This is a genomic window from Streptomyces flaveolus, assembly GCF_014648815.1.
In the GTDB taxonomy this organism is placed as follows: Bacteria; Actinomycetota; Actinomycetes; order Streptomycetales; family Streptomycetaceae; genus Streptomyces; species Streptomyces flaveolus.
The window spans coordinates 81588-102813 of the sequence record NZ_BMRV01000019.1; the positions used below are offsets into that span (position 1 = coordinate 81588).

General features: G+C 69.9%; 24 protein-coding genes and 5 pseudogenes. 9 read left to right on the plus strand and 20 right to left on the minus strand.

Translation table 11 applies throughout. The annotated features are described in order from the left end of the window. Positions 1-84 precede the first annotated feature (84 nt). On the plus strand, positions 85-414 hold the full coding sequence (locus IEZ05_RS32120) for a PLD nuclease N-terminal domain-containing protein (protein ID WP_189233823.1): 330 nt from the start codon (positions 85-87) through the stop codon (positions 412-414). A 127-nt stretch (positions 415-541) separates the two neighbouring features. On the opposite strand, the gene IEZ05_RS32125 is transcribed toward IEZ05_RS32120, so the two are convergent. Continuing rightward, a complete protein-coding gene (locus IEZ05_RS32125) occupies positions 542-1045 on the minus strand; it encodes an LppU/SCO3897 family protein (RefSeq protein WP_189233824.1) in 504 nt (167 codons plus the stop codon). A gap of 136 nt (positions 1046-1181) precedes the next feature. On the opposite strand from IEZ05_RS32125, the gene IEZ05_RS32130 reads away from it, so the two are divergent. Further along, positions 1182-1781, plus strand: coding sequence for a TetR/AcrR family transcriptional regulator (locus IEZ05_RS32130; protein ID WP_189233825.1), 600 nt, complete (start codon positions 1182-1184; stop codon positions 1779-1781). A 223-nt stretch (positions 1782-2004) separates the two neighbouring features. On the opposite strand, the gene ccsB is transcribed toward IEZ05_RS32130, so the two are convergent. The 7 genes from ccsB to hemL all read right to left on the minus strand — a co-directional run bounded on the left by ccsB (position 2005) and on the right by hemL (position 9810). Next, the gene (gene ccsB / locus IEZ05_RS32135; protein ID WP_373298885.1) at positions 2005-3048 is read right to left on the minus strand and encodes a c-type cytochrome biogenesis protein CcsB; all 1044 of its coding nucleotides are present in this window, start codon (positions 3046-3048) and stop codon (positions 2005-2007) included. 92 nt (positions 3049-3140) lie between these two features. After that, on the minus strand, positions 3141-4868 hold the full coding sequence (gene resB, locus IEZ05_RS32140) for a cytochrome c biogenesis protein ResB (RefSeq protein ID WP_189233827.1): 1728 nt from the start codon (positions 4866-4868) through the stop codon (positions 3141-3143). A 4-nt stretch (positions 4869-4872) separates the two neighbouring features. After that, positions 4873-5634: a cytochrome c biogenesis CcdA family protein gene (locus tag IEZ05_RS32145; RefSeq protein WP_228754175.1), complete on the minus strand. Its 762-nt coding sequence runs from the start codon at positions 5632-5634 to the stop codon at positions 4873-4875. 10 nt (positions 5635-5644) lie between these two features. After that, a complete protein-coding gene (locus tag IEZ05_RS32150) occupies positions 5645-6286 on the minus strand; it encodes a TlpA family protein disulfide reductase (protein ID WP_189233829.1) in 642 nt (213 codons plus the stop codon). Between the two features lie 66 nt (positions 6287-6352). Beyond that, positions 6353-7651, minus strand: a complete 1299-nt coding sequence (locus IEZ05_RS32155; protein WP_189233830.1) for a polysaccharide deacetylase family protein — start codon at positions 7649-7651, stop codon at positions 6353-6355. A 153-nt stretch (positions 7652-7804) separates the two neighbouring features. After that, positions 7805-8452 (minus strand): histidine phosphatase family protein, encoded by a 648-nt coding sequence (locus tag IEZ05_RS32160; protein ID WP_189233860.1) that lies wholly within the window; start codon positions 8450-8452, stop codon positions 7805-7807. 41 nt (positions 8453-8493) lie between these two features. Continuing rightward, the gene (hemL, locus tag IEZ05_RS32165; RefSeq protein WP_189233831.1) at positions 8494-9810 is read right to left on the minus strand and encodes a glutamate-1-semialdehyde 2,1-aminomutase; all 1317 of its coding nucleotides are present in this window, start codon (positions 9808-9810) and stop codon (positions 8494-8496) included. A gap of 514 nt (positions 9811-10324) precedes the next feature. Between hemL and IEZ05_RS32170 the strand changes: the two genes are divergently transcribed. Beyond that, the gene (locus tag IEZ05_RS32170) at positions 10325-10762 is read left to right on the plus strand and encodes a hypothetical protein (protein WP_003974483.1); all 438 of its coding nucleotides are present in this window, start codon (positions 10325-10327) and stop codon (positions 10760-10762) included. Between the two features lie 152 nt (positions 10763-10914). Here IEZ05_RS32170 and IEZ05_RS36630 read toward each other — a convergent pair. The 3 genes and pseudogenes from IEZ05_RS36630 to IEZ05_RS32180 form a co-directional block, all read right to left on the minus strand. Then, positions 10915-11247, minus strand: a pseudogene (locus IEZ05_RS36630) (MFS transporter); the annotation flags it as partial. Continuing rightward, positions 11244-12641, minus strand: a complete 1398-nt coding sequence (locus tag IEZ05_RS32175; RefSeq protein WP_189233832.1) for an NAD(P)-binding domain-containing protein — start codon at positions 12639-12641, stop codon at positions 11244-11246. The pseudogene IEZ05_RS36630 and the gene IEZ05_RS32175, both read right to left, overlap by 4 nt. Before the next feature lie 30 nt (positions 12642-12671). After that, entirely contained in the window at positions 12672-12842 is a 171-nt protein-coding gene (locus IEZ05_RS32180) for a hypothetical protein (RefSeq protein ID WP_189233833.1), read from the minus strand. An 82-nt stretch (positions 12843-12924) separates the two neighbouring features. Here IEZ05_RS32180 and IEZ05_RS32185 point away from each other — a divergent pair, with 82 nt between their 5' ends. Next, positions 12925-13290 carry an ArsR/SmtB family transcription factor gene (locus tag IEZ05_RS32185; protein WP_163078056.1) on the plus strand — a complete coding sequence of 122 codons (366 nt, stop codon included), beginning with the start codon at positions 12925-12927 and terminating at the stop codon, positions 13288-13290. A 25-nt stretch (positions 13291-13315) separates the two neighbouring features. Here IEZ05_RS32185 and IEZ05_RS36885 read toward each other — a convergent pair whose 3' ends face one another. The 4 genes and pseudogenes from IEZ05_RS36885 to IEZ05_RS32205 form a co-directional block, all read right to left on the minus strand. Beyond that, positions 13316-13447, minus strand: a complete 132-nt coding sequence (locus IEZ05_RS36885; protein WP_268255244.1) for a hypothetical protein — start codon at positions 13445-13447, stop codon at positions 13316-13318. Between the two features lie 23 nt (positions 13448-13470). Beyond that, positions 13471-13620 (minus strand): annotated as a pseudogene (locus IEZ05_RS32195) (FAD-dependent oxidoreductase); the annotation flags it as partial. After that, a complete protein-coding gene (gene arsB, locus IEZ05_RS32200; protein ID WP_189233834.1) occupies positions 13617-14726 on the minus strand; it encodes an ACR3 family arsenite efflux transporter in 1110 nt (369 codons plus the stop codon). The pseudogene IEZ05_RS32195 and the gene arsB, both read right to left, overlap by 4 nt. Then, on the minus strand, positions 14723-15031 hold the full coding sequence (locus IEZ05_RS32205) for an ArsR/SmtB family transcription factor (RefSeq protein ID WP_102638831.1): 309 nt from the start codon (positions 15029-15031) through the stop codon (positions 14723-14725). The genes arsB and IEZ05_RS32205 overlap by 4 nt, the downstream gene beginning before the upstream one ends. 87 nt (positions 15032-15118) lie before the next feature. Between IEZ05_RS32205 and IEZ05_RS32210 the strand changes: the two genes are divergently transcribed. The 3 genes and pseudogenes from IEZ05_RS32210 to IEZ05_RS32220 form a co-directional block, all read left to right on the plus strand. Beyond that, on the plus strand, positions 15119-15751 hold the full coding sequence (locus IEZ05_RS32210; protein ID WP_189233835.1) for an arsenate-mycothiol transferase ArsC: 633 nt from the start codon (positions 15119-15121) through the stop codon (positions 15749-15751). A 47-nt stretch (positions 15752-15798) separates the two neighbouring features. Then, positions 15799-16218 (plus strand): arsenate reductase ArsC, encoded by a 420-nt coding sequence (locus IEZ05_RS32215; protein ID WP_189233836.1) that lies wholly within the window; start codon positions 15799-15801, stop codon positions 16216-16218. A 5-nt stretch (positions 16219-16223) separates the two neighbouring features. Continuing rightward, positions 16224-16822: pseudogene (locus IEZ05_RS32220) on the plus strand (NAD(P)/FAD-dependent oxidoreductase); the annotation flags it as partial. 210 nt (positions 16823-17032) lie between these two features. Here IEZ05_RS32220 and IEZ05_RS32225 read toward each other — a convergent pair. Both IEZ05_RS32225 and IEZ05_RS32230 read right to left on the minus strand, forming a co-directional pair. Then, complete coding sequence (locus IEZ05_RS32225) at positions 17033-17260, minus strand: hypothetical protein (RefSeq protein ID WP_189233837.1); 228 nt, start codon at positions 17258-17260, stop codon at positions 17033-17035. Positions 17261-17296: 36 nt separating this feature from the next. Next, positions 17297-17630 (minus strand): annotated as a pseudogene (locus IEZ05_RS32230) (Asp23/Gls24 family envelope stress response protein). Between the two features lie 149 nt (positions 17631-17779). Between IEZ05_RS32230 and IEZ05_RS32235 the strand changes: the two are divergent. Next, a complete protein-coding gene (locus tag IEZ05_RS32235) occupies positions 17780-18727 on the plus strand; it encodes an STAS domain-containing protein (RefSeq protein ID WP_189233838.1) in 948 nt (315 codons plus the stop codon). Positions 18728-18732: 5 nt separating this feature from the next. On the opposite strand, the gene IEZ05_RS32240 is transcribed toward IEZ05_RS32235, so the two are convergent. The 3 genes and pseudogenes from IEZ05_RS32240 to IEZ05_RS32245 form a co-directional block, all read right to left on the minus strand. Beyond that, the gene (locus tag IEZ05_RS32240; protein WP_189233839.1) at positions 18733-19215 is read right to left on the minus strand and encodes a DUF5994 family protein; all 483 of its coding nucleotides are present in this window, start codon (positions 19213-19215) and stop codon (positions 18733-18735) included. An 87-nt stretch (positions 19216-19302) separates the two neighbouring features. Further along, positions 19303-19419 (minus strand): annotated as a pseudogene (locus IEZ05_RS36635) (four-helix bundle copper-binding protein); the annotation flags it as partial. Beyond that, entirely contained in the window at positions 19409-19801 is a 393-nt protein-coding gene (locus IEZ05_RS32245) for a hypothetical protein (RefSeq protein ID WP_189233840.1), read from the minus strand. The pseudogene IEZ05_RS36635 and the gene IEZ05_RS32245, both read right to left, overlap by 11 nt. A 218-nt stretch (positions 19802-20019) precedes the next feature. On the opposite strand from IEZ05_RS32245, the gene IEZ05_RS32250 reads away from it, so the two are divergent. Continuing rightward, complete coding sequence (locus IEZ05_RS32250) at positions 20020-21219, plus strand: hypothetical protein (RefSeq protein WP_189233841.1); 1200 nt, start codon at positions 20020-20022, stop codon at positions 21217-21219. Positions 21220-21226 lie beyond the last annotated feature (7 nt).

Below are 21226 nucleotides of genomic sequence, written 5' to 3' on the forward strand. Positions count from 1 at the left end.
TCCAGTATCCCCGAGCGGCTACGCTGGCCCTGTACCTGGGGGCCGTGACGCGTCCCCGCCCACCGCTTGAGCTGGAGAGGCCCCATGCTCCGGGTGCTGATGTTCCTCGTGCCACTGGCGTTGAGCGTCTACGCGTTCATCGACTGCATCAGCACGAAGGATGCCGACATCCGCCACATGCCCAAGCCGCTGTGGGCGATCCTCGTGCTGCTGTTCCCGCTGGTCGGCTCGATCTCCTGGCTCATCGCGGGAAAGAAGCGGCACCCGGCCGGCACGGCGTTCGGACAGGGCGGCGGACGGCGGCAGTGGGTCGCGCCGGACGACAACCCGGACTTCCTGAAGTCCCTCGGCGAGGACCGGGACAAGGACACGGGCGGCGACAAGGACGCGGACGAGGATCCCCGGCGGGACTGAGTCACCCCCGGACCGGACCCGTGGCCGTACGTTCCCCCCCGGGTCGTACGGACGGACACGGGTCCGGCCGAGGGGCCAGTCTGTACCATCGCGGCCCCGGATTGAAAGATGCTTCTAGAAACTGCTTTCAGCTCCGTGCGTACGGACCGAGTCCGACCAGGCAGTACACGTACTCGTTGATCGCCGCGCCGTTGAGGGTGTAGCGGTAGGAGAACGCGTACTCCGTACGGGAGTTGCTGTTGCACTGGCTCAGGTCGGACGTCATGGGGAACGTCTGGATCACCTGGTAGTGGGCGTCGGACGCCGAGCAGTCGACCTCCTCCACGTCGTCGACCTCCTGGGCGGTCGTGGAGTCCGGCAGCGTTCCGTTGAGACAGGTGCCCGAGTCGTACGGGTCGGGTGCGGCGCTCTCGGTGGCGTACGGGTCGTCGGCGACCGGGTCCTCGGTGTACGGATCCTCGGTGTACGGGTCCTCCGTGGCGGTCTCGTAGGGCACGGAGCTGACGGGTGGGGCGGCGTCGGGTGCGTCGTTGTCGGTGCTGCCGCAACCGGTGACCGACAGGGCGAGCACCGCGGCCGCGACGGCGATCGCCGACGCCACCGCCCGGGCGCGCATCTCTGATGCAGACATGCGCACAGTGTGCGTCGGCAGGGCACAGACCGGAGTATGTTTCTAGAAACATCCTCTAGAAATTCACCTGCTTCGTGACGACCGAACCCTTGCTTTACGCTGGTCGTCACGGTCCCCAGGAGAGAACGGTCGCCTCATGAGTCCCAAGCAACAACGTGGTGAGGCCACCGTCGAGCTGCTCCTGGACGCCGCCCTGCGGGTGTACGGCGAATCGGGCGAGCAGGGGCTGACCGTCAGCGCCGTGACCAAGGCCAGCGGCGTGAGCCTGGGCAGCCTCTACCACCACTTCGGCAGCATCGACGGCCTCGTCAACGCGCTGCTGATGCGGTGGCTGGAACGGCTGCTGGGCGAGATGGTCACCGCGCTGGAACGTTCACGCACCGCCCGGACCGGCATCCGTGCCCTCGTGCGCGCCTATCTGTCCTTCGTCCGGGAGCACCCGGATGCGGGCCGGCTCCTGCACTCGTCCCACGCCGACCGACTCGGCATGGCCCAGGCCAAACAGCTCCGTGACGCCCAGGAGGCCAGGCTGACACCGGCGTCCGAGTGGCTCCAGCTGTACGTCGACAAGGGAGAGCTCGCCCCCCTGACCCCGGCGCTCCTCGAGAGCCTCGTCCTCGGCCCCGTCATCGGCGCGTCCCGCCGCTGGCTGGCCGTCGGCGACATCGACCTGGACGAGGCCGCGCGCGTCCTGCCGGAACGGATCTGGCGGTCGGTGAGCGCGGACGGCGAGTGAAACGGTCGGCGTGCCGTTGCGGCGCAGTCCCTCGGGACCGCGCCCGGGCCCGGAGGACGTCGAGGAGTGGCAGCGCCGGCACCCACGGGAGACGCGGTCACCTGCGGTACCGGAGGAGCTTCGCGGACTACGCGGTGCTGGAGAGACTGTCGTATCCCCGGGCACGACGAAGGCCGGTGCCCGTGACCTGGGTCATGGGCACCGGCCTCGCGGTGTTCCGGGGTCAGAAGCCGACGGACTGGAGCGCGCCCAGGCCGACATCGGCGTAGGAGTGCTTGCCGGAGACGAAGATGTTCACGCCGTAGTAGTTGAACAGCCAGCAGGCGAACGCGGCCAGGGCCAGGTAGGCGGCCTTGCGGCCCTTCCAGCCGGCCGTCGCGCGGGCGTGCAGGTAACAGGCGTACGCGACCCAGGTGATGAAGGACCAGACCTCCTTGGGGTCCCAGCCCCAGTAGCGGCCCCAGGCGTCGCCCGCCCAGATGGCGCCCGCGATGATCGTGAACGTCCACAGCGGGAAGACGGCGGCGTTGACGCGGTACGCGAACTTGTCGAGGGACGCGGCGGCGGGCAGCCGGTCCAGGACCGAGTTGGCGAAACGGCCGGGGGTGCCGCCGGTGGCGAGCTTGTTCTCGAACGAGTCCTTGAACAGGTACAGGATCGTGGCGACCGCGCCCACGTAGAAGACGGCGCCGCAGAAGATCGCCGTGGAGACGTGGATGTACAGCCAGTACGAGTGCAGCGCCGGGACCAGCTGGTCGCTCGCCGTGTACAGGACCGTGACGGCCAGGCCGAGGTCCAGCAGGACCGTGGTGGCCAGGGGCAGGCCGAGCCAGCGGATGTTCTTCTTCAGCGCGAGCAGGACGAGGTACACGCCGACGACGACCGTCGTGAGCGTGATGTTGAACTCGTACATGTTGCCCCACGGCGCCCGCTTCACCGACAGGGCACGCGTGAGCACACCGCCCGCCTCGATGGCGAAGGCGAGCACGGTGAGCGAGATGGCGATCCGCCCGTAGAGGTCGCCCTTCTCGGTGCCGCCGTGGGCACCCGGCCCGTCGGGCACGTCACGGGAGCCGGCCGCGGAGCGCACGACGACCTGGGGCCGCTCCAGCACGGCGGTGCCGCCGGCCTTCTTCACGGTGACGGCCGGTGCGCCCTTCGCCTCGGCCGTGGCGGTGAGCGCGGCGGCCGTGCGGCCGACCTTGCTGCGGCTGCCGAGGAGCCATTCGGCGATGTGGGCGAAGAAGGCCAGGGTGTAGACGGCCATCGCGGAGTAGATCAGCGTGTTGCTGAGGTTCGCGAGATGCTCGTTGGTGGCGGTGGCCAACTCCGTTGCGGCCTCTGTTGCGGCGGCGAGAGTCACTTCTCAGCCCCTTCGGCAGGTACGACTCGGGGATCGGGGGTTTCGGGATCGGCGTCGGCGTCGGGGGCGCCGGGCGCCTGCTCGTACAGGATCCCGGCCAGTTCGCCGAGCTCCTCGGGCACCTTCGCGGACTCGCTGCGGCCGAGGCCGGCCATCTCGACGACCGTGACGCCGTCGGCGCCCTTGACGGCCCGCACCCACACGCGGCGGCGCTGGATGAACAGGGAGCCGGCGAGGCCGAGGATGGCGACGACGGCACCGCCGAGCGCCCAGCCGCTGGCGGGCTGCCGGGTGACCTGGAAGTTGGCCCATTCCTGGACGCCGTCGAAGGTCACCGTGCCGGCGCCGTTCGGCAGGGTCATGGTGTCGCCGACCTTGAGCTGCTTCTTGAACAGCTCGCCGTCGGAGTCCTTGAACTCCTTCAGCTTGGTCTTGTCGAGCTGGTAGATGCTCTTCGGGAAGCCCGCGTCGACACCGAGGTCACCGTGGTAGGCGGAGAGCGCGAGCATCGGGTTGAGCAGCGCCGGGAAGGTCGAGAACATCGCGCTTCCCTTGCCGCCGTACGTCGGCAGGAAGAACGCGTTGAAGCCGAGCTGCTCCTTGACGCCCTCGGCGTTGCGGTAGCCGTCCCGGACCATGACGGCGCCGGAGGAGGTGACGTTGGAGTCCAGCGGCAGCAGCGCCGTCGCCTCGTGGTCCATGACGACGTTGCCCTTGGCGTCCTTGACGGTGAGGACGGGCGCGTAGCCGTGGGCGGTGAGGTAGACCTTCGAGCCGTCGATCTCCAGCGGCTCGTTGACCTTGATGGTGGTCGGCTCGTCCTTGCCGTAGGCGCCCTCGCTGTAGGTGACCTTGGCCTCGTAGACGCGCGGAGTGCCGCGGTTGGGGCCGGTCGCCTCGTAGGTGCCGTGGAAGTCCTTCAGGGTGAAACTGAAGGGGGCCAGGTCGCGGTCCGGGTCGAACAGGTTGCCGGACTTGAAGTCGTCGTACTGCGTGAGGGTGTTGGAGAAGCCGTCGCCCTCCAGGATCAGCTTGTTGCCCTCGTACTTGAACAGCTGGCCCCAGGCGAAGGCGATCAGCATCACGATCAGCGCGATGTGGAAGGCGAGGTTGCCGGCCTCGCGCAGATAGCCCTTCTCACCGGCGACGGCGTCATCGACGGTGTGGGCGCGGAAGCGGCGCTTCTTCAGCACCGCCAGCGCGGCCTCGCGGACCTGCTCGGGCTCGGCCCCGGTGCGCCAGGTGGTGTAGGCGGGCAGCCGGGTCAGGCGCCGGGGGGCGCCGGGCGGGCGGCCGCGCAACTGGCCGACGAACTGCCAGGTGCGCGGGATGATGCAGCCGATGAGGGAGACGAACAGCAGGATGTAGATCGCGGAGAACCACACCGAGCCGTACACGTGGAAGAGGCCGAGCTTGTCGTAGACCGGCGCCAGGAGGTCGTGCCTGGTGCGGAAGTCGTCGACCTTCGTGGCGTCGATGCCCTCCTGCGGGATCAGCGACCCGGGGATCGCGCCCAGCGACAGCAGCAGGAGCAGCAGCAGCGCCACCCGCATCGAGGTGAGCTGCCGCCAGAACCAGCGGACCCAGCCGACGACGCCGAGTGCGGGGAGGTTCGGGGCCTCCTCCTGGGGGGCGGTGGAGAGCTGGGAGCCGGCGGCGCCGAGGTCCTGGTCGTCGCCGGCCCTCGGGGTGTTCCCCGGCACCGTTTTCGAAGTGCTGCTCATCGATTCAGATTCCCACGTTGAAGCCGGTGGACCAGGTCTGCATGTCCTGCACCATGCTGTCCCACGCGCCGGTCAGCAGCAGCAGACCGGTCGCGATCATCATGACGCCGCCGACACGCATCACCCATACGTAGTGGCGCTTGATCCAGCCGAAGGCGCCGAGCGCCTTGCGGAAGGCGACCGCGGCCAGGACGAACGGCACGCCGAGGCCGAGGCAGTAGGCCACGGTCAGTATGGCGCCGCGGCCGGCGGTGCCCTGCTGGGAGGAGAGCACCAGCACCGAGGAGAGGGTCGGGCCGATGCAGGGCGTCCAGCCGATGCCGAACAGGGCGCCGAGCACGGGCGCGCCGACCAGCCCGCTCACGGGCTTGCGGTGGAAGCGGAACTCGCGCTGGGTGAGCCAGGGCATCAGGCCCATGAAGAACACGCCCATGAGCACCATGAAGACGCCCAGCACCTTGGTCAGGACGCCCCGGTTGGCCTGGAGCGTCTCGCCGAAGTAGCCGAACAGCGCCCCGCCGGAGACGAACACCGCGGTGAAGCCGAGGACGAAGAGGGAGGCGCCGGCGACCATCCGCCCGCGCCGGGCCTCGGCGAGGTCGGTGCCGGTGACCCCGGTCACGTAGGAGAGGTAACCGGGGACGAGCGGCAGGACGCAGGGCGAGAAGAAGGAGACGAGGCCGCCGAGGAGCGCGACGGGGAGGGCGACCAGCAGGGCGCCGTTGAGCACAGTGCCGTTGTAGCCGTCCGCAGCGAGCGTGGACATCACGGTCACGTCACGTCCCCGGCTTCTCCGCGAGGAACGGCGCGAGCATCTTGCGCAGCTTCTCCTCGCTGAGCCCCTGGAGGCTGCGCGCGGCGACCTTCCCGTCCCGGTCGATGACCAGCGTGGACGGGATGGCCTGCGGGTTGAGCGTGCCCTTCTCGAACCGGAGCATCATCTTGCCGGTGGGGTCGTACAGGCTCGGGTAGCTGATCCCGAAGTCCTTCTCGAAGGACCGGGCCGGACCGATGGACGGGTCACGGGTGTTGATGCCGACGAACTGGACGCCCTGGTCCTTGACGTCCCGGTAGACCGTCTCCAGGTTCTTCGCCTCGGCGCGGCAGGGCCCGCACCAGGAGCCCCACACGTTGATGACGACGATCTTGCCCTTGTAGTCGGCGACGTCGACCTGTCCGCCGTCGACGGTCTTGCCGGACAGCTCGGGGGCGTCCGCCCGCTCCCCCTTCTTGGCGGTGGAGATGCCGTCCGAGCCGGTGATGAAGCCGGTCTGGCCGCCACCGCCGGACGTCCCTCCCGAGCTGCACGCGGACACGAGCAGCGCGGCCACGGCCGCACCGGTGGTCAGGGCGGCGCGACGGCGGACGCGGGCGGCGGTGCGGTTCGAGCGCAGGGGGGCGCGGCTGGCGGCACTCATGTGAAAAGTTTCGCATGTCCGTTCCGGGGATCTTGCGCACCCCCCTCACGGGCGGAAATCCGCATTTCAGGCGGCGTTCCCCGTGGGTGTCGAGCCCTCGGTGGACGTGTCCTTGAGGAAGGCGTTCCAGCCGCCGGCGGGCTGCTGCCCCACCTCGACCGTACGGAGCTTGGCGAGCACCTCGGGCTTCTGCACGTCCAGCCAGTCGGTGAACTGGCGGAAGGAGACGAGGCGTATGTCCCCGCCCTTCTCCTTCTCCCGCGCGATGTGCTCGAGCGCGTTCTCGACGGCGTCCATGTAGATGCCGCCGTTCCACTCCTCGAAGTGGTTGCCGATGAAGAAGGGTGCCCGGTTCGACTCGTATGCCCGCCTGAAGCCGGATATGTACGACTGGGTGGCCTGATCGCGCCAGCCCGGGTAGTTGTGGGCGGGGGCCTTGGTCGAGTTGACCGACTGATTGGCGAGGATGTTGTAGTCCATCGAGAGGACCTCGAAGGAGTGGCCGGGGAAAGGTATCTGCTGCAACGGCAGGTCCCAGATCCCGTCCTTCTTCGCCGGCCATACCTGCCGGCCGCCGGGCGAGGAGGCGTCGTAGCGCCAGCCGAGCTCGCGGGCGGTGGGCAGCAGGTTGTCCTGGCCTAGCAGACAGGGCGTGCGGCCGCCGACGAGTTCCTTGTCGTAGTCGAAGGGCAGCGACGGCAGGTCGGTCCAGCCGCTGTTGGTCCGCCACTCCTTCACGAAGGACTTGGCCTGGTCGATCTCGCTGCGCCACTGTGCCGGGGTCCAGTTGCCCACGGTGCCACTGCCGCCGCAGAAGTGGCCGTTGAAGTGGGTGCCGATCTCGTGGCCGTCCAGCCAGGCCCGGCGGACGTTCTTCAGCGTGTCCTTGATGTGGGCGTCGGTGAGGTAGCCGATGTCCGAGGCGCCGCGCGGGTTGTTCGGCGGGTCGTAGAGGCGCTTCTTCGACTCGGGCAGCAGATACAGGCCCGAGAGGAAGAAGGTCATGTGCGCGCCGTGCTCCTGGGCGAGGTCGAGGAAGCGCGGGAAGAGCCCGTTGCCGACCTCCCCCGCACCGTCCCACGAGAAGACGACGAACTGCGGCGGGGTCTCGCCGGGCTCCAGCGGCACGGGCGCGTCCGGCTGGTGCGGCTGCTTGCCGGTGTACGACGTGGAGCCGTCGCCGATGGGGCGGGCGGGCGGTGCCGTGCTGCCGGACGGCGAGGGCCGCCCGGCGGAACCGCCGGCCTGGTGCGAGCCGTCCGTCGACGGGTGGGAGCCGCAGCCCGCGAGCCCGACGGCGGCCGCGGCGCCCGCGCCGAGTCCGAGCATCCCCCTGCGGGTGAGAGTGCGGGTGGAAGTGCGCATCGCAACCTCGTTCGTCACGTCCTTGGGTGGTCACTGGGTGAGAGGACGTGACGAACGGTCGGGTTCCGGATATTTGTGCGGATTCCGTAACGAGGTTCGCGAACGGCGGGCCGTGGACGCCGGCCTGCGTGGCCGTCAGGCTTCGAAGGCCGGTCAGGCCCCGAAGGCCTTGCCCTGTCCCTTCACCGGCTTGGCCCCCGCGAGGAGGTGGGCCGGGACGAGGTCACGGGCTGGCTCGGTGTAGCCGACGGACACGATCCGGTCGCCCTGGAACGTGAACGTCGTCAGGGACGCCAGCGTGCACTGCCGCTTGCGCGGGTCGTGCCACAGCCGCCGCCGCTCGACGTACGACCGCAGGATCCAGATCGGCAGCTGGTGGCTGACGACGACGGCCTCGTGCCCGCGCGCCTTGTCCTTGGCGGCGTTCAGCGCGCCCATCATCCGCACCACCTGGTCGACGTACGGCTCGCCCCAGGACGGCTTGAACGGGTTGACGACGTGCTTCCAGTTGGCGGGCCGGCGCAGCGCGCCGTCGCCGATGCCGAAGGTCTTGCCCTGGAAGACGTTCTCGGCCTCGATGAGCCGCTCGTCGGTGCCGAGGTCCAGACCGTGCGCCTTGGCGATCGGCGTCGCCGTCTCCTGCGCCCGCTCCAGCGGGGAGGCCACGACGTACGTCACATCGCGCGGGGCGAGGTGCTCGGCGACCCGGTCGGCCATGCGCCGGCCCAGCTCGGAGAGGTGGTAGCCGGGCAGCCGGCCGTAGAGCACGCCGGTCGGGTTCTCGACCTCGCCGTGCCGCATCACGTGGACGACGGTCAGCTCGTCCTTCCGGTCCCCGGCGCTCACGCGGTCGCCTCCGCAGCCGCGCGGGCCGCCGCCGGAAGGGCGTCGGCGATGCGCTGGACGGCCCGCTCGTCGTGGGCGGTGGACACGAACCAGGACTCGAAGGAGGACGGCGGCAGATAGACGCCGTTCGCGAGCAGCGAGTGGAAGAACGCGGTGAACCGGAAGGACTCCTGCGCCTTGGCGTCCTCGTAGTTGCGCACCGGCCGGTCCGTGAAGAAGACGGAGAACATGTTGGAGGCGGTCTGGAGGGTGTGCGCCACGCCCTCCTTGGTGAGCGCCTCGGTGACCAGGCCCTGGATCTGCTCCGAGACCGCGTCGACCTTGGCGTACGCCGCGTCGTCGAGCAGTCGCAGCTGAGCGAGCCCGGCGGCGGTGGCGACCGGGTTACCGGACAGGGTGCCGGCCTGGTAGACGGGGCCGGCCGGGGCGAGGTGCGCCATGACGTCCGCGCGCCCGCCGAACGCGGCGGCGGGGAACCCACCGCCCATGACCTTGCCGAAGGTCATCAGGTCGGGGACGACGCCCTCGACGCCGTACCAGCCGGCCCTGCTGGTGCGGAAGCCGGTCATCACCTCGTCGGACACGAACAGCGCGCCGTTCGCGGCGCAGGCGTCCTTGAGTCCCTGGTTGAAGCCGGGCAGCGGCGGCACGACACCCATGTTGCCGGGCGACGCCTCGGTGATCACACAGGCGATCTCACCCGGGTGGGCGGCGAAGGCGGCGTGCACGGCGTCGAGGTCGTTGTACGGCAGGACGATCGTGTCGCTCGCCTGGGCGCCGGTGACGCCCGGGGTGTCGGGCAGCGCGAACGTGGCGAGGCCGGACCCGGCGGCGGCGAGCAGCGAGTCGACGTGACCGTGGTAACACCCGGCGAACTTGATCACCTTGGTGCGCTGCGTGAACCCGCGGGCGAGCCGGATGGCCGACATGGTGGCCTCGGTCCCGCTGGACACGAGCCGCACCTGCTCCAGCGGCGCGACCCGCTCGGTCATCGCCTCCGCGAGGGCGACCTCACCCTCGGCCGGCGTGCCGAACGACGTCCCGCGCGCGACCGCCTCCTGCACGGCGGCGATCACCTCGGGGTGCGCGTGCCCGAGGATCATCGGACCCCAGGAGCAGACGAGGTCGACGTACTCCCGCCCGTCCGCGTCCGTCAGATACGGCCCGGTGCCGGACACCATGAACCGGGGCGTGCCGCCGACGGCGCGGAACGCCCGCACCGGGGAGTTCACCCCGCCCGGCGTGACGGCCGCCGCACGGTCGAACAGAGCCTGCGAGGCCGGTGCTTCGTATGGATATGCCAGTTCGCTCATGACCTGCGACTTCTCCGACCTTCTCGACCTTCTCCGACTTCTCGGACCCTGCTCCGGCTCTGGTTGCCCAGGGTGACCTCATTCAGGGTAGACAACCCGCCCGAACGCCGTGCCGTCTGCCAGACTGGAGCCCGTCCACGCAGCTCATTCGGGCGGCGCGGACCGGGGCCGCCGGCTCCTGCGGGCATCTGACGGCCAGGTGACGGCCAGATGTTCACCGCACGTTTCGGCGAGCGGCCGTGGGGGAGGTCACTGACACGATGATCGGGTTGCGCGGCGGGGGTCACGCGTCCTAGAAAAGCAGTCGGGTGGAGATATGCATCGCGGTGGCGGACTGGGCGAGGGGACCGACGACCTGGGTCCTCGACGTGCCCGGCGGGGAAGGCACCGACGCGACGCGGAGGACACCGCCGAAGCACGCGAGACACGTCAGGCACACGGTGCGCCGATCGAGCCCGACCGGACCGACCGACGGGTCGGCCGACCGGGGGCGGGGAGCGGGAATGGTGGTCGGGTGGGGGTGACGTACAAGTACTTCGGCGCGCCCGACGGCGCGACCGCGGCCCGCGTCCCGATCTCGATGCGTCCCGAGGAACTCGGCGGCGACGAGCTCGGGATGAACGGCATGTTCACCAAGATCAAGCCGGAGACCATGGCGGCCATGGTCCTCACCGGCATCGAGGGCGTGCCCCTGCACAAGGTGCCCCCGCTGGAGCTGGTCGTCCTGCACCCCGACTACGCGGTCGTGAAACTCCCGATGACGGTCGTCGACCCCCTGCGCGGCATCGGCGAGGAGGCGGTCGGCGCGGCGGCCTTCATCTGGTCGACGGTCCCGGACCGGGGCGGACCGCGGGACGCGTTCAACGTCTACCAGTTGCTGCACGAGTGGCAGGACTTCTCGCACCGGCTGCATGAGGCGGGGCACCAGCCGTATTGCCTGGTGTGGCCCTGAGCTGGGGTTCGTGGGGGTCGGGCGAGGTCTTCGGGCCTCGCCCTTTTGCGTGCCGGGGAGGGGCCGTCAGGCGGCCAGGGCACATTGAGGGCACATCGGTTCTGCTGGGGCGGTGATGTGCCCTGAGGCTCTCCGGTCTCCGACGGCTCCGTGTTGGGAGCCGTAGCGACCACCAGCAGGCTGGTGACGCCGAGGCCCGAGCCGATCGTCATGACAGCGCGGGGACCACGCCGGTCGAGGATGCGCCCGACACGGATTCCGGCGAGCGCGGAGGCTACGAGGCCGAGTGAGAACGCCGCCGTGGTCGCTCCGGCCGACCAGCCTGTCGCCTGGGTGATCTGTGGGTTGAGGACGGGGAAGGCGTAGTAGACGATGCCCCAGCTCACGATCTGCGTCAGGCAGAGGGCGGGTAGAGCGGCGCGGGGCCGCGACCGGTCCCCTGTTCCGGTCGCGGCCCCGCTGTCGCGGGTGTCGAGGCCGGTCAGGAGCCGCAGCAGCCGCCCGCCGAAGCGTCCTCAGCAGCGGCGCTCACTGCCGCGGGCGCGGCGAGCTGGACGAGCTGGGGTTCCGGTGCGGCGCAGCAGCCGCCGCCTTCGGTCTGCTGAGCGTCGGGGGTGTCGAACAGGCCCGCGCCCCCGCAGACGCCGGTCTCGGGGAGGGTGAGTTCGACGCGGTCGGCGGAGTCGAGGTCGCCGGCGATGGCCGCGGCGACGGAGCGGACCTGCTCGTACCCGGTCATGGCCAGGAAGGTGGGGGCGCGGCCGTAGGACTTCATGCCGACCAGGTAGATGCCCTGCTCGGGGTGGGAGAGCTCGCGGTGCCCGTGGGGGTAGACGGTGCCGCAGGAGTGCTGGTTGGGGTCGATCAGCGGGGCGAGTTCCACAGGTGCCTGGAGGCGCTCGTCGAGGTTCAGGCGGATCTCGGAGAGGAAGGACAGGTCGGGACGGAAGCCGGTAAGCACGATCACCTCGTCCACGGGCTCCAGGCGGCGGCCGTCCTCGCCCACCAGGACCAGGCGTCCGTCGGCGTCGCGTTCGAACGCCTCGGTGCGGAAGCCGGTGACCGCGTCCGCGTGCCCCTTGTCGACAGCGGCCTTCGCAGCGAGGCCGAGGGCGCCGCGTGCGGGGAGCTGGTCGGCGGTGCCGCCGCCGAAGGTGGAGCCGGAGATGCCCCGGCGCAGGACCCACACCGCGCGCGTTCCCCCGCCGTCCTCGGACTCGGCCAGCTCGTCGAGGTACGCGAGCGCGGTGAACGCGGAGGCGCCCGAACCGATGACGGCCGTGCGCTTGCCCGCGTACCGGGCACGGACGGCCGGGTTCCTCAGGTCCGGCACGCGGTAGCTGATCCGGTCGGCCGCAGCCTTCTCCCCGAGCGCGGGCAGGCCGCTGCCGCCGGCCGGGCCGGCCGTGGCCCAGGTACCGGAGGCGTCGATCACCGCGCGGGCCCGGATGCGCTCCTCACGGCCGTCGGCGTACTCAACATGCACGACGAAAGGCTGCTGTTCCCGGTCGGCGTCGACAATCCGGTCACGGCCCTCCCTGGAGACACCCGTGACGGTGGCGCCGGTGCGAACCTTGTCACCGAGAGTGTCGGCGAGCGGCTGAAGGTACTGCTCGGCCCAGTCGCCGCCGGACGGGTACGTCGCCGGGTCGGGCCGGGTCCAGCCGGTGGGGGCCAGGAGCTTCTCGGCGGCCGGGTCGACGACCTCACCCCAGGTGGAGAACAGCCGCACGTGGCTCCACTCACGCACGGCCGCGCCGGCCTTGTCGCCCGCTTCCAGAACGAGGGGCTCGATGCCGCGCTCGATGAGGTGGGTGGCTGCGGCCAGTCCGGCGGGGCCGGCCCCGACGACGATGACGGGGAGCTGCTGGGTGCTCATGATGCTCGGTCTCCTCTGGGGATGAAGGGGTCAGCGCGCGTGGGTGAAGGCGGTCATCTGGGCGTGCCGCCGACGTGCCGCCACGCGGGAGGCGCTGTCGCTGACCTGGGCGCAGCCGTCGCAGAAGGTGACGCCGACCAGGTGGCGGGTGGTGCGGCGGACCCGGGCCGCGGTGAGAACCGTACGGAGGACGGTGGTCACGACGACCCCTTGATTCGATACTTGTCGATGTCCCTGCACCTCGGAGCTTGCCACCCGTATCGACGAGTGTCAACATAGACGCATGTCGAAATCAGAGGTCGTGGAACTGCCCGTCCTGCAGGACGGCGACGTCGTGCCGTGCTGCCCGCCGATCACCGCCGGGGAGCTGTCCCCGGCGGACGCGGAGAAGATGGCCGCCATGTTCAAGGCACTCTCCGACCCGGTGCGCCTGCGGCTGTTCTCCAAGATCGCCTCCCACCCGGGCGGCGAGGCGTGCGTGTGCGACATCGCCGACGTCGGGGTCTCCCAGCCGACCGTCTCCCACCACCTCAAGAAGCTGCGCGAGGCCGGACTGCTGACCTCCGAGCGGCGCGGCACCTGGGTCTACTACCAGGTCGCCCCGTCCGTGGTGGCGGCCATGGCGGCCATGCTCGACCTGCGCGGCTGACCGCCGCCATGAGCCGGGTCCGCGGTCAGGCGCCGCAGCCGGGCGGGCAGCAGCGCAGCAGGTACTCCTTGAGGGCGTCCAGGCGATGGGCCATGGTGGCACCGTCGGCGCGGTGGACGTCGGACGGCAGTGGTAGCGCCGGAGGTATCCGTCGCATGTACGGCCCGTTGGGTGTCTCCGCAGCGAGTCCCACATGTGCTGCCAGGCCCCGCCCGACGCCGGTTCGGCGTCGAGGATGGTGAAGTCGATGCCCTGACGACGCAGGTGATAGCCGGCGGCGAGCCCTGCTTGGCCACCGCCGGCCACCACCACATCCACGTGCTGCGTCACGGGGTCGTAGTCACCGCGTCGGCGGTGAACTTCTTGCGCCAGGCGAGCGCGACGTGGACGAGGCCGATGAGCACCGGGACTTCGATGAGCGGTCCGACGACGCCGGACAGGGCCTGGCCGGAGGTGACGCCGAAGGTGGCGATGGCGACCGCGATGGCCAGCTCGAAGTTGTTGCCCGCCGCGGTGAACGCCAGGGTGGTGGTCCGGTCGTAGGCCAGCCCCAGGCTCTTGCCGAGGAGGAAGGTGCCGAAGAACATGACCGCGAAGTACACCAGCAGCGGCAGCGCGATGCGGGCGGCGTCCAGCGGCTGGGAGGTGATGGTCTTCCCCTGCAGGGCGAAGAGGATCACGATCGTGAACAGCAGCCCGTACAGCGCCCAGGGGCCGATCTTCGGCAGGAAGCGGGACTCGTAGCTCTCGCGGCCCATCTTCTTCTCGCCGATCCGGCGGGTCAGGAAACCGGCCAGCAGCGGGACACCCAGGAAGACGACCACGTTGAAGGCGATCTCCCCCATCGAGATGTCCAGGTGCTCCCCGTCACCGAGCCCGAGCCAGCCGGGCAGCAGGTCGAGGTAGAACCAGCCCAGCAGGCCGAACGCCAGGACCTGGAAGACCGAGTTCAGCGCGACGAGCACGGCCGCGGCCTCGCGGTCGCCGCAAGCGAGGTCGTTCCAGATGATGACCATGGCGATGCAGCGGGCCAGACCCACGATGATCAGGCCGGTGCGGTACTCCGGCAGGTCCGGCAGAAAGATCCAGGCCAGGGCGAACATCACCGCGGGTCCGAGGACCCAGTTGATGACCAGGGAGGAGATCATCAGCTTGCGGTCACCGGTGACTGCGTCCAGCTTGTCGTAGCGGACCTTGGCCAGGACCGGGTACATCATGATCAGCAGACCCAGGGCGATGGGCAGGGAGACGCCGCCGACCTCCACCTTCGCCAGCGCGTCGTTCAGCCCGGGGATCAGTCGCCCGAGCCCGAGGCCCACGGCCATGGCGATGAGGATCCACACCGCTAGGTAGCGGTCGAGGGTGGAGAGCCTCTTGACGATCGAGTCGTCCCCGACCCCGGCCGGAGCGGAGGTGGTGGGCTCGGTGGAGGTCACGGGCAGGCCCTCTTGTTGTCGGCGGCGTTGCGGGCGGACTCGGCCAGATCGGCGAACTGCCCGGCGAGCTGGGCGATGACGTCGGGGCGCAGCTTGTAGTAGGTGAAGCGCCCGCACGGCTCGGTCTCCACGACCCCGGCCTCGCGCAGGACCCTCAGGTGGTTGGAGAGGTTGGTCTGCCGGGCGCCGGTCTCCTCGACGAGGTGGGTGGTGCACAGCGTCTCGCGGGCCAGCAGGGTCACGATCCGGAGCCTGAGCGGGTCGGCCAGAACCCGGATCAGGTCAGTGTCGACTGACGTCATCATGGGCTGATACTGTCACATCACTCCGAGCTGATATCAGCCAGGGCTGATGTGTGGGACTCGCGTCCCTCTGCCCCGAAGGGGGTTCCCGTGACCGCATCCCCGCCTCCCGTCCTGCCCAATGAGCTCCTCGCGTCGGGCATCGCCCGACGCGCCCTGCGCTACCGCGGGCGCTTCGCCCCGGAGACCATCCGGCGCCTCGTCACCGACTCCTGCGAACGGCTGGCCGAGCACGCCCGCATCCGCACCCACCTGGTCGTACTGGCCGAGCACCTGGCCCCCGAGCGGCTGGACGCGCTCGCTCACGTCGAGGGCGCGCCCGGCTGCGGCCTGCCCCGCGTGCTCTTCGTCTGCAGCCACGCCGGCCGTTCGCAGATGGCGGCAGCCCTCCTCGCGCACCGCGCGGGCGGACACGTGGTCGTCTCGTCCGCGGGCCCGCTCCCGGCCGCCGAGGTCGATCCGGTCGTCACCCAGGTGCTCACCGAGGCCGGCGTGGACCTCAGCGACGCGTTCCCCAAGCCGCTCACCGACGAGGTCGTGCAGGCCGCCGACATCGTCATCACCATGGGATGCGGGGTCGCCTGCCCCGTCCTGCCCAGGCGCCGCTACCTGGACTGGCCGGTCACCGACCCCGAGGGCGCCCCGATCGCCGTGGTCCGCGGCATCCGCGACGAGCTCGACGCCCACATCACCGAACTGCTCGCCTCCCTGCCGAGCACCTGAACCCGTACCCCGCACCACCGCAAGAACCACTGACGAAGGAAGAACCGATGCCCTCCAGCCCGCTCGCCTCCGTGCTGTTCGTCTGCGTCCACAACGCCGGGCGCTCGCAGATGGCTGCCGGATTCCTCTCCCACCTCGCGGGCGACCGGATCGAGGTCCGCTCCGCCGGCTCCCTCCCGGGCGACCAGGTCAACCCCTCAGCCGTCGAGGCCATGAGGGAAGTCGGCGTCGACATCGCCGGCGCCAAGCCGAAGATCCTGACCACCGAGGCCGTCCAGGCGTCCGACTACGTCATCACCATGGGCTGCGGCGACGCGTGCCCGATCTTCCCCGGCAAGAAGTACCTCGACTGGGCCCTTGAAGACCCGGCGGGCAAGGGCGTCGAGGCCGTCCGCCCGATCCGCGACGAGATCAAGACCCGCATCGAAGCGCTCATCGCCGAGATCGACGCCGAGCAGGAGGCGTGACCTCGGTGAGCGACACCGGCATACGCGAGGTCATCGGCTCCGGCCCCGCCGGGTACACAGCCGCCCTCTACACCGGCCGCGCCGAACTCAAGCCGCTTGTGTTCGGCGGTGCGATCTTCGGGGGCGGCGCGCTCTCCACGACGACCGAGGTCGAGAACTTCCCCGGCTCCCCGAGGGCGTAGACGGCCCGGACCTGATGACGAGCATGCGCGCCCAGGCCGAGAAGTTCGGCGCCGAGATGGTCGACGGCGACGATGTCGCCGTCGACCTCACCGGGGACATCAAGACCGTCACCGACACGGAGGGCACGGTGCACCGCGCGAAGACGGTGATCGTGGCCACCGGGTCCGGTTACCGCAGGCTCGGCCTGCCCAAGGAGGACGAACTCTCCGGCCGGGGCGTGTCCTGGTGCGCCACCTGCGACGGCTTCTTCTTCCGGGACCGCGACATCGTGGTGGTCGGCGGCGGTGTCACCGCGATCGAGGAGGCGACCTTCCTCACCCGCTTCGCCCGCTCGGTGACCGTCGTTCACCGTCGCTCCACCCTGCGCGCCTCGCAGGCCATGCAGAACCGGGCCTTCGCCGACGACAAGATCTCCTTCGCCACCCCAGCTCAATGGCCCTGCTCCGTCGCCACCCACGCCCGACTGGCGAACGACTGAGGGCACGGCGCAGCCGCCCGACCCATGACCAACGGTCCGCGGCAGTAGAAGGCTTCATCGGCATGTCTGTCGACTACCACGGTCCATACCGTCACCACGCGAGGGCGCGACGGGACGGTTCGCCAAGAGGCCGGCCTGGAAAGGCTCAGCCGGTCACTGCCGCCAGTCTCCCCGCGCCCGTCGCCGGTCCTCGCGGATCCGCCCCTGCCGGTCCCGGCGACGGACGAAGTCGCTCGGTTCAAGGTCACCTTCCGTCAACCGCCCGACCACGAGACCGACGACGCCCAGCCCCAACACCAGCAGGAAAGCCCAGAAGTCCCCGAAGTACGCGGCGAAACCCAGCGCCATTCCCGCGCTCAAGCCCACCATCGCCCTGCTCATCACGCGCTCCTCACTCGGGAAGCTGCTCCGCCCCGGCTACTGGACCCGCTGCCGCTCCTCTCCTTCTTCCTCCCCATCGGGCAGCTTCACGTCGCTGACCATGATGTTGACTTCCACGACTTCCCGACGCGCCTCCGCTCCACTGCCGCGATCACGTTTTCCCGCACCGCACTGGCCAGGTCCGCGATCGTGACGCCGTACTCGACGACGATCTCCAGATCGATGGCCGCCTGCAGTTCTCCGACCTCGACACTGACCCCGCGCGTCGCGGATCTGCCACTGCGATCTTCTCCACCACCACGTCCGCGATGGCCGTCCGGCCGCGAGAACCGGGCGCTCCGCCGTGCCTCAGGCCGGTGTTCTCAGACATCCGGTTTCCTCCCTCAAGAGAGGTCTTCACACGACACTCGCCGGTCAAATTATAGCGTTTTTGGGCATTTTGACCTCATTCAAGCGCGTACGGTGGAAGTACCGAGGGCATCACGCACTCCGGCCGTGCCCCCGCCGAGGGGAGATGTGATGACCCTGTCCCGGTTGGACATCCACCGGCGCAACCAAGGAGAGGGCGCGCTCGTCACGCTCGCCGGTGAGATCGGCCCGGCCACGGCGCCGTTGCTGCGTGCCGCGCTGGAGGAGTGTCTGCGCGACGGCGTCACCGTGATCGACGTCGACCTGCTGACGGTCGGCTCCTGTGATGCCAGGGGTTTGGACGTCCTCCTGTCGGCGTCACGGCGCGCCGGCCGGGTGCACGCCTCCCTGCGGCTGCACCACCCGTGCGCGCAGATCAGCCGGCTTCTCGCCGCCACGGAATCCGCTCCCGAGGGACTCGGCCTCCTCGAACCGGCCTCCCTGGAGGGCACGGCGGACACGCTCGCGGAGTCTGTTCGCGGGCCGGACATCCCGGAGGGGGTCCGTCTTCGCCGGCTGAGTCGTTGGCAGACGGAGGCGATGGAGGAGGACATCGCGGATTTGGCCGTGGCGTCCGTCGCGGGCACCGCCGGCGAGGCGCACAAAGAAGGGCGCGAAATCCTGCGCCGGCTGGCCGTCAGCGCCCGGCACCCCGGTTTCGCGCTGCTGGTCGCCGAGACGACGGAGCTGGTCGGCTGCGCCTACGGCTTTCCGGTGGGTGAGGCCGGCTCCGCGCAGCAGGGCCACGACGAAACGCTGCTGACGTGCATCGGGCGGCTCACGTCCTGCGCCGAGTTCGTCGTCCTCACCCAGTTCGTCGCGCATCCGCACCCTCGGAACCGCGACATCGCCCGCCGCCTGCAGCAGCATCTGCTCGCCGACCGGCACTCCCAGCTCGGAGTCGCCCTCCTCCACCCGGCTGACCGAGCCGGACAAGCCACCTTCGCGTCCTGGGGCTGGCGGAACATGGGAGAGATCGTCGGGCTGCCGGGGTCGATCACCCCGTGCGTGATGACACTGCCTCGGGAGGATCCGGTCCGGCCACGATCCGGGCGGTGAACCGATCAGTCCGACGGCCCCCGCTCGCTCGCGGTGTCGATGAGGATCTGTTCCGCCTGGCTGACGTTGTCCGCCCGGACGGCCTGGGTCATCGCGGCGCGGGCGGCGTCCGGTGCCGTGTTCGGCGGGACCACCAGCAGCGAGAACACGTCCCGGTCCCCCCGGGTGATCAGGACCGTGTCGTCACCGACCGGGAAGGAATCGACGCGCACCACCCGGTCGTCCACGACGATGCGCGTCGGGATGCCTTCCCAGGCCGCGGCGTCCAGTCCCACGCGGGTCACGGGGCCGATGTGTCCGACCAGAGCGCTCAGCAGCGCGGGCAGCTCGACCTCGATGTCGCGCGACCGCGGCCACCACGCACCGTCGAGGACACCTTCGCGCGATTCGGTCGTCTCCAGCCGGAGAAGCGCGGACCCCGGTCGCACCGCGTCGTGGGCGCCGCTGGGCAGGCGAGAGGAAACAGGGGGCGTGTCCGAGCTGGTCATGAGGGCCACCCGTCTTCGAGAGCCGGTGCGGACGTGTTCCCCGCTCCGCACCTGCCACGCTACTCCTGGCACCACGCGCACCGACGATCACCCCAGGCCGGCGAGCAGGTCGTTGCACCCCTGCTCGCACCGACGGCACGCCTCGGCGCACACGCGGCAGGGCTCGCGCATGTCCGCGTGGCCGGCGCACTCGTCACCGCGGGCCGGCCGGGTCCGCTGTGGTCGGGCAGCGTGCCCAGGCGACGATCCAGCCCGCTTCCATCGCGGCGTCCAGGAGATACGTCCACCGAATCGTGCCCTTCGGCACGTACACCAGGTCGATGGCCAGCAAGGTACCGGCGGTGCCCAGGCCGGTTCGGCGGGCGTGGGCCAAGCCCTGGGGGTCACGCGCCGCCGTCATCTGGGTGAGGCCGGCGGAGACCAGCAGTCCCGCGGTCGTCCTCTGCAGCCAACGGTCGGTCTTCGACCCGAAGACCCACTCGAAGCTGCGCGAGTGCAGCAGGGGCCACAGTCCGCCGATGATGTTGCAGGCACCGTGCGCGAGCGCGACGCTACGCATGGGATCGCCGGTTCGCGTCTCTCTCATGACCCGTCCCTTCGATGGGGCGCCCTCCAAGTGCCCCTGCCGGGGCTTGATCACGCCGTGTCTGAGCCGTACGGGGGAACCGTGCGCTCCGCGGGTGCGAGCGGTGGCTCAAAAGTGACCAAGGTGAACAGACTGGGGCGCAAGTCTGTGCTCGTCGCTTGAAGCGGGGTACCCCAGCGGCGCGCGAGTCCCCCTAGTCCTCAGGAGGCACCACCCCCATGACCTTCAATCCGCTGGGGCAGCGGGGTATCCCGCTGGACCGTCAGTTGCGCAACTGGCGTGAGCTGAACGTGGATCCGATCGATCCGGACCACTGCGACCCGTACACCCGGTGCCGGATCATCACGATGAACGGGATCGAGGTGGAGGCGATCCTGTTCAGCCACCAGCTCGCCCGCCACACGGTGGACCCGGAGATCAAACGGCAGCTGGCGCGGGTGCGCTACATCGAGGCACAGCAGCAGAAGGTCGTGAACTGGCTGCTCCCGGGGGTGTCGTCGGTGCTGGAGACGACCATCGCCTACGAGCAGGTCGCGGTGGACCTGACCGCGTGGGTGGCGCGGATGGAGCCCGACCCGTATCTGAAGCAGGCGTACCAGTTCGGTGTGCTGGAGGACTTCGACCACCTGTACCGGTACGCGAACCTGTACGAGATGATCGAGCACCGCAAGGCGGAGTCGATCGTGGACAACCTGACCGAGGTCATGCCCGGTCGGCCAACCCGGTACCACCACCGCAATCCGGTCGACAACGTCCGCGACCCGTACGCCAAGGACCGCACGGACCCGCTGTCGAAGCTGCACGCCCTGACGATCATGTCGGCGGAGCAGCAGACCATGAACTTCTACATGAACACCGGCCCCACCTACATGGAGCCGATCGCCCGCCAGCTCTACCAGGAGATCGGGCTGATCGAGGAGGAGCACGTCACCCACTACGAGTCCCTCGTGGACCCGGGCGAGACGTGGTGGGAGCAGCTCGTCAACCACGAGTACAACGAGTGCTACCTGTACTACTCCTTCATGGAGCAGGAGAGCGACCCCAGGGTCAAGGCGATCTGGGAGCTGCACCTGAACATGGAGCTGGAGCACCTGCACGCCGCCTGCGACCTCATGCGCGCGCACGACGGCCGCGACCCCGCCTCCGTGCTGGCCCCCGAGCTGCCCAACGTGCTGACCTTCGAGCCGAACAAGGGCTACCTGCGCGAGCTGCTCGACACCCAGATGGACCTCACGACGCTCGGCGCCGGCTATGTACGCGAGGCGCACGAGCGGTTCGAGAAGATGCAGGAGGACATCCACGGCGGCGAAGCTCCCCCGAGCGACCGGGTCATGACCGAGCACGACGAGATGTTCGGCCGCGAGTACCGGGTCCAGACCGAGGGCGAGCACCCCGACCCCGCGCAGCGCGAGAAGTAGGAAACCG

Bases quoted from the DNA above. Each gene is read 5' to 3' on its own strand.
- IEZ05_RS32185 (WP_163078056.1), top strand. From the start codon at position 12,925: ATGTCGAAATCAGAGGTCGTGGAACTGCCCGTCCTGCAGGACGGCGAC.
- IEZ05_RS32245 (WP_189233840.1), bottom strand. From the start codon at position 19,801: ATGAGAGAGACGCGAACCGGCGATCCCATGCGTAGCGTCGCGCTCGCG.
- IEZ05_RS32250 (WP_189233841.1), top strand. From the start codon at position 20,020: ATGACCTTCAATCCGCTGGGGCAGCGGGGTATCCCGCTGGACCGTCAG.
- IEZ05_RS32205 (WP_102638831.1), bottom strand. From the start codon at position 15,031: ATGATGACGTCAGTCGACACTGACCTGATCCGGGTTCTGGCCGACCCG.
- IEZ05_RS32235 (WP_189233838.1), top strand. From the start codon at position 17,780: ATGACCCTGTCCCGGTTGGACATCCACCGGCGCAACCAAGGAGAGGGC.
- IEZ05_RS32175 (WP_189233832.1), bottom strand. From the start codon at position 12,641: ATGAGCACCCAGCAGCTCCCCGTCATCGTCGTCGGGGCCGGCCCCGCC.
- ccsB (WP_373298885.1), bottom strand. From the start codon at position 3,048: ATGGCCGTCTACACCCTGGCCTTCTTCGCCCACATCGCCGAATGGCTC.
- IEZ05_RS32240 (WP_189233839.1), bottom strand. From the start codon at position 19,215: ATGACCAGCTCGGACACGCCCCCTGTTTCCTCTCGCCTGCCCAGCGGC.
- IEZ05_RS32225 (WP_189233837.1), bottom strand. From the start codon at position 17,260: ATGAGCAGGGCGATGGTGGGCTTGAGCGCGGGAATGGCGCTGGGTTTC.
- IEZ05_RS32125 (WP_189233824.1), bottom strand. From the start codon at position 1,045: ATGTCTGCATCAGAGATGCGCGCCCGGGCGGTGGCGTCGGCGATCGCC.
- IEZ05_RS32160 (WP_189233860.1), bottom strand. From the start codon at position 8,452: ATGCGGCACGGCGAGGTCGAGAACCCGACCGGCGTGCTCTACGGCCGG.
- IEZ05_RS32150 (WP_189233829.1), bottom strand. From the start codon at position 6,286: ATGAGTGCCGCCAGCCGCGCCCCCCTGCGCTCGAACCGCACCGCCGCC.
- hemL (WP_189233831.1), bottom strand. From the start codon at position 9,810: ATGAGCGAACTGGCATATCCATACGAAGCACCGGCCTCGCAGGCTCTG.
- IEZ05_RS32215 (WP_189233836.1), top strand. From the start codon at position 15,799: ATGCCCTCCAGCCCGCTCGCCTCCGTGCTGTTCGTCTGCGTCCACAAC.
- resB (WP_189233827.1), bottom strand. From the start codon at position 4,868: ATGAGCAGCACTTCGAAAACGGTGCCGGGGAACACCCCGAGGGCCGGC.
- IEZ05_RS32145 (WP_228754175.1), bottom strand. From the start codon at position 5,634: ATGTCCACGCTCGCTGCGGACGGCTACAACGGCACTGTGCTCAACGGC.
- IEZ05_RS32155 (WP_189233830.1), bottom strand. From the start codon at position 7,651: ATGCGCACTTCCACCCGCACTCTCACCCGCAGGGGGATGCTCGGACTC.
- IEZ05_RS32120 (WP_189233823.1), top strand. From the start codon at position 85: ATGCTCCGGGTGCTGATGTTCCTCGTGCCACTGGCGTTGAGCGTCTAC.
- IEZ05_RS32130 (WP_189233825.1), top strand. From the start codon at position 1,182: ATGAGTCCCAAGCAACAACGTGGTGAGGCCACCGTCGAGCTGCTCCTG.
- IEZ05_RS36885 (WP_268255244.1), bottom strand. From the start codon at position 13,447: ATGCGACGGATACCTCCGGCGCTACCACTGCCGTCCGACGTCCACCGC.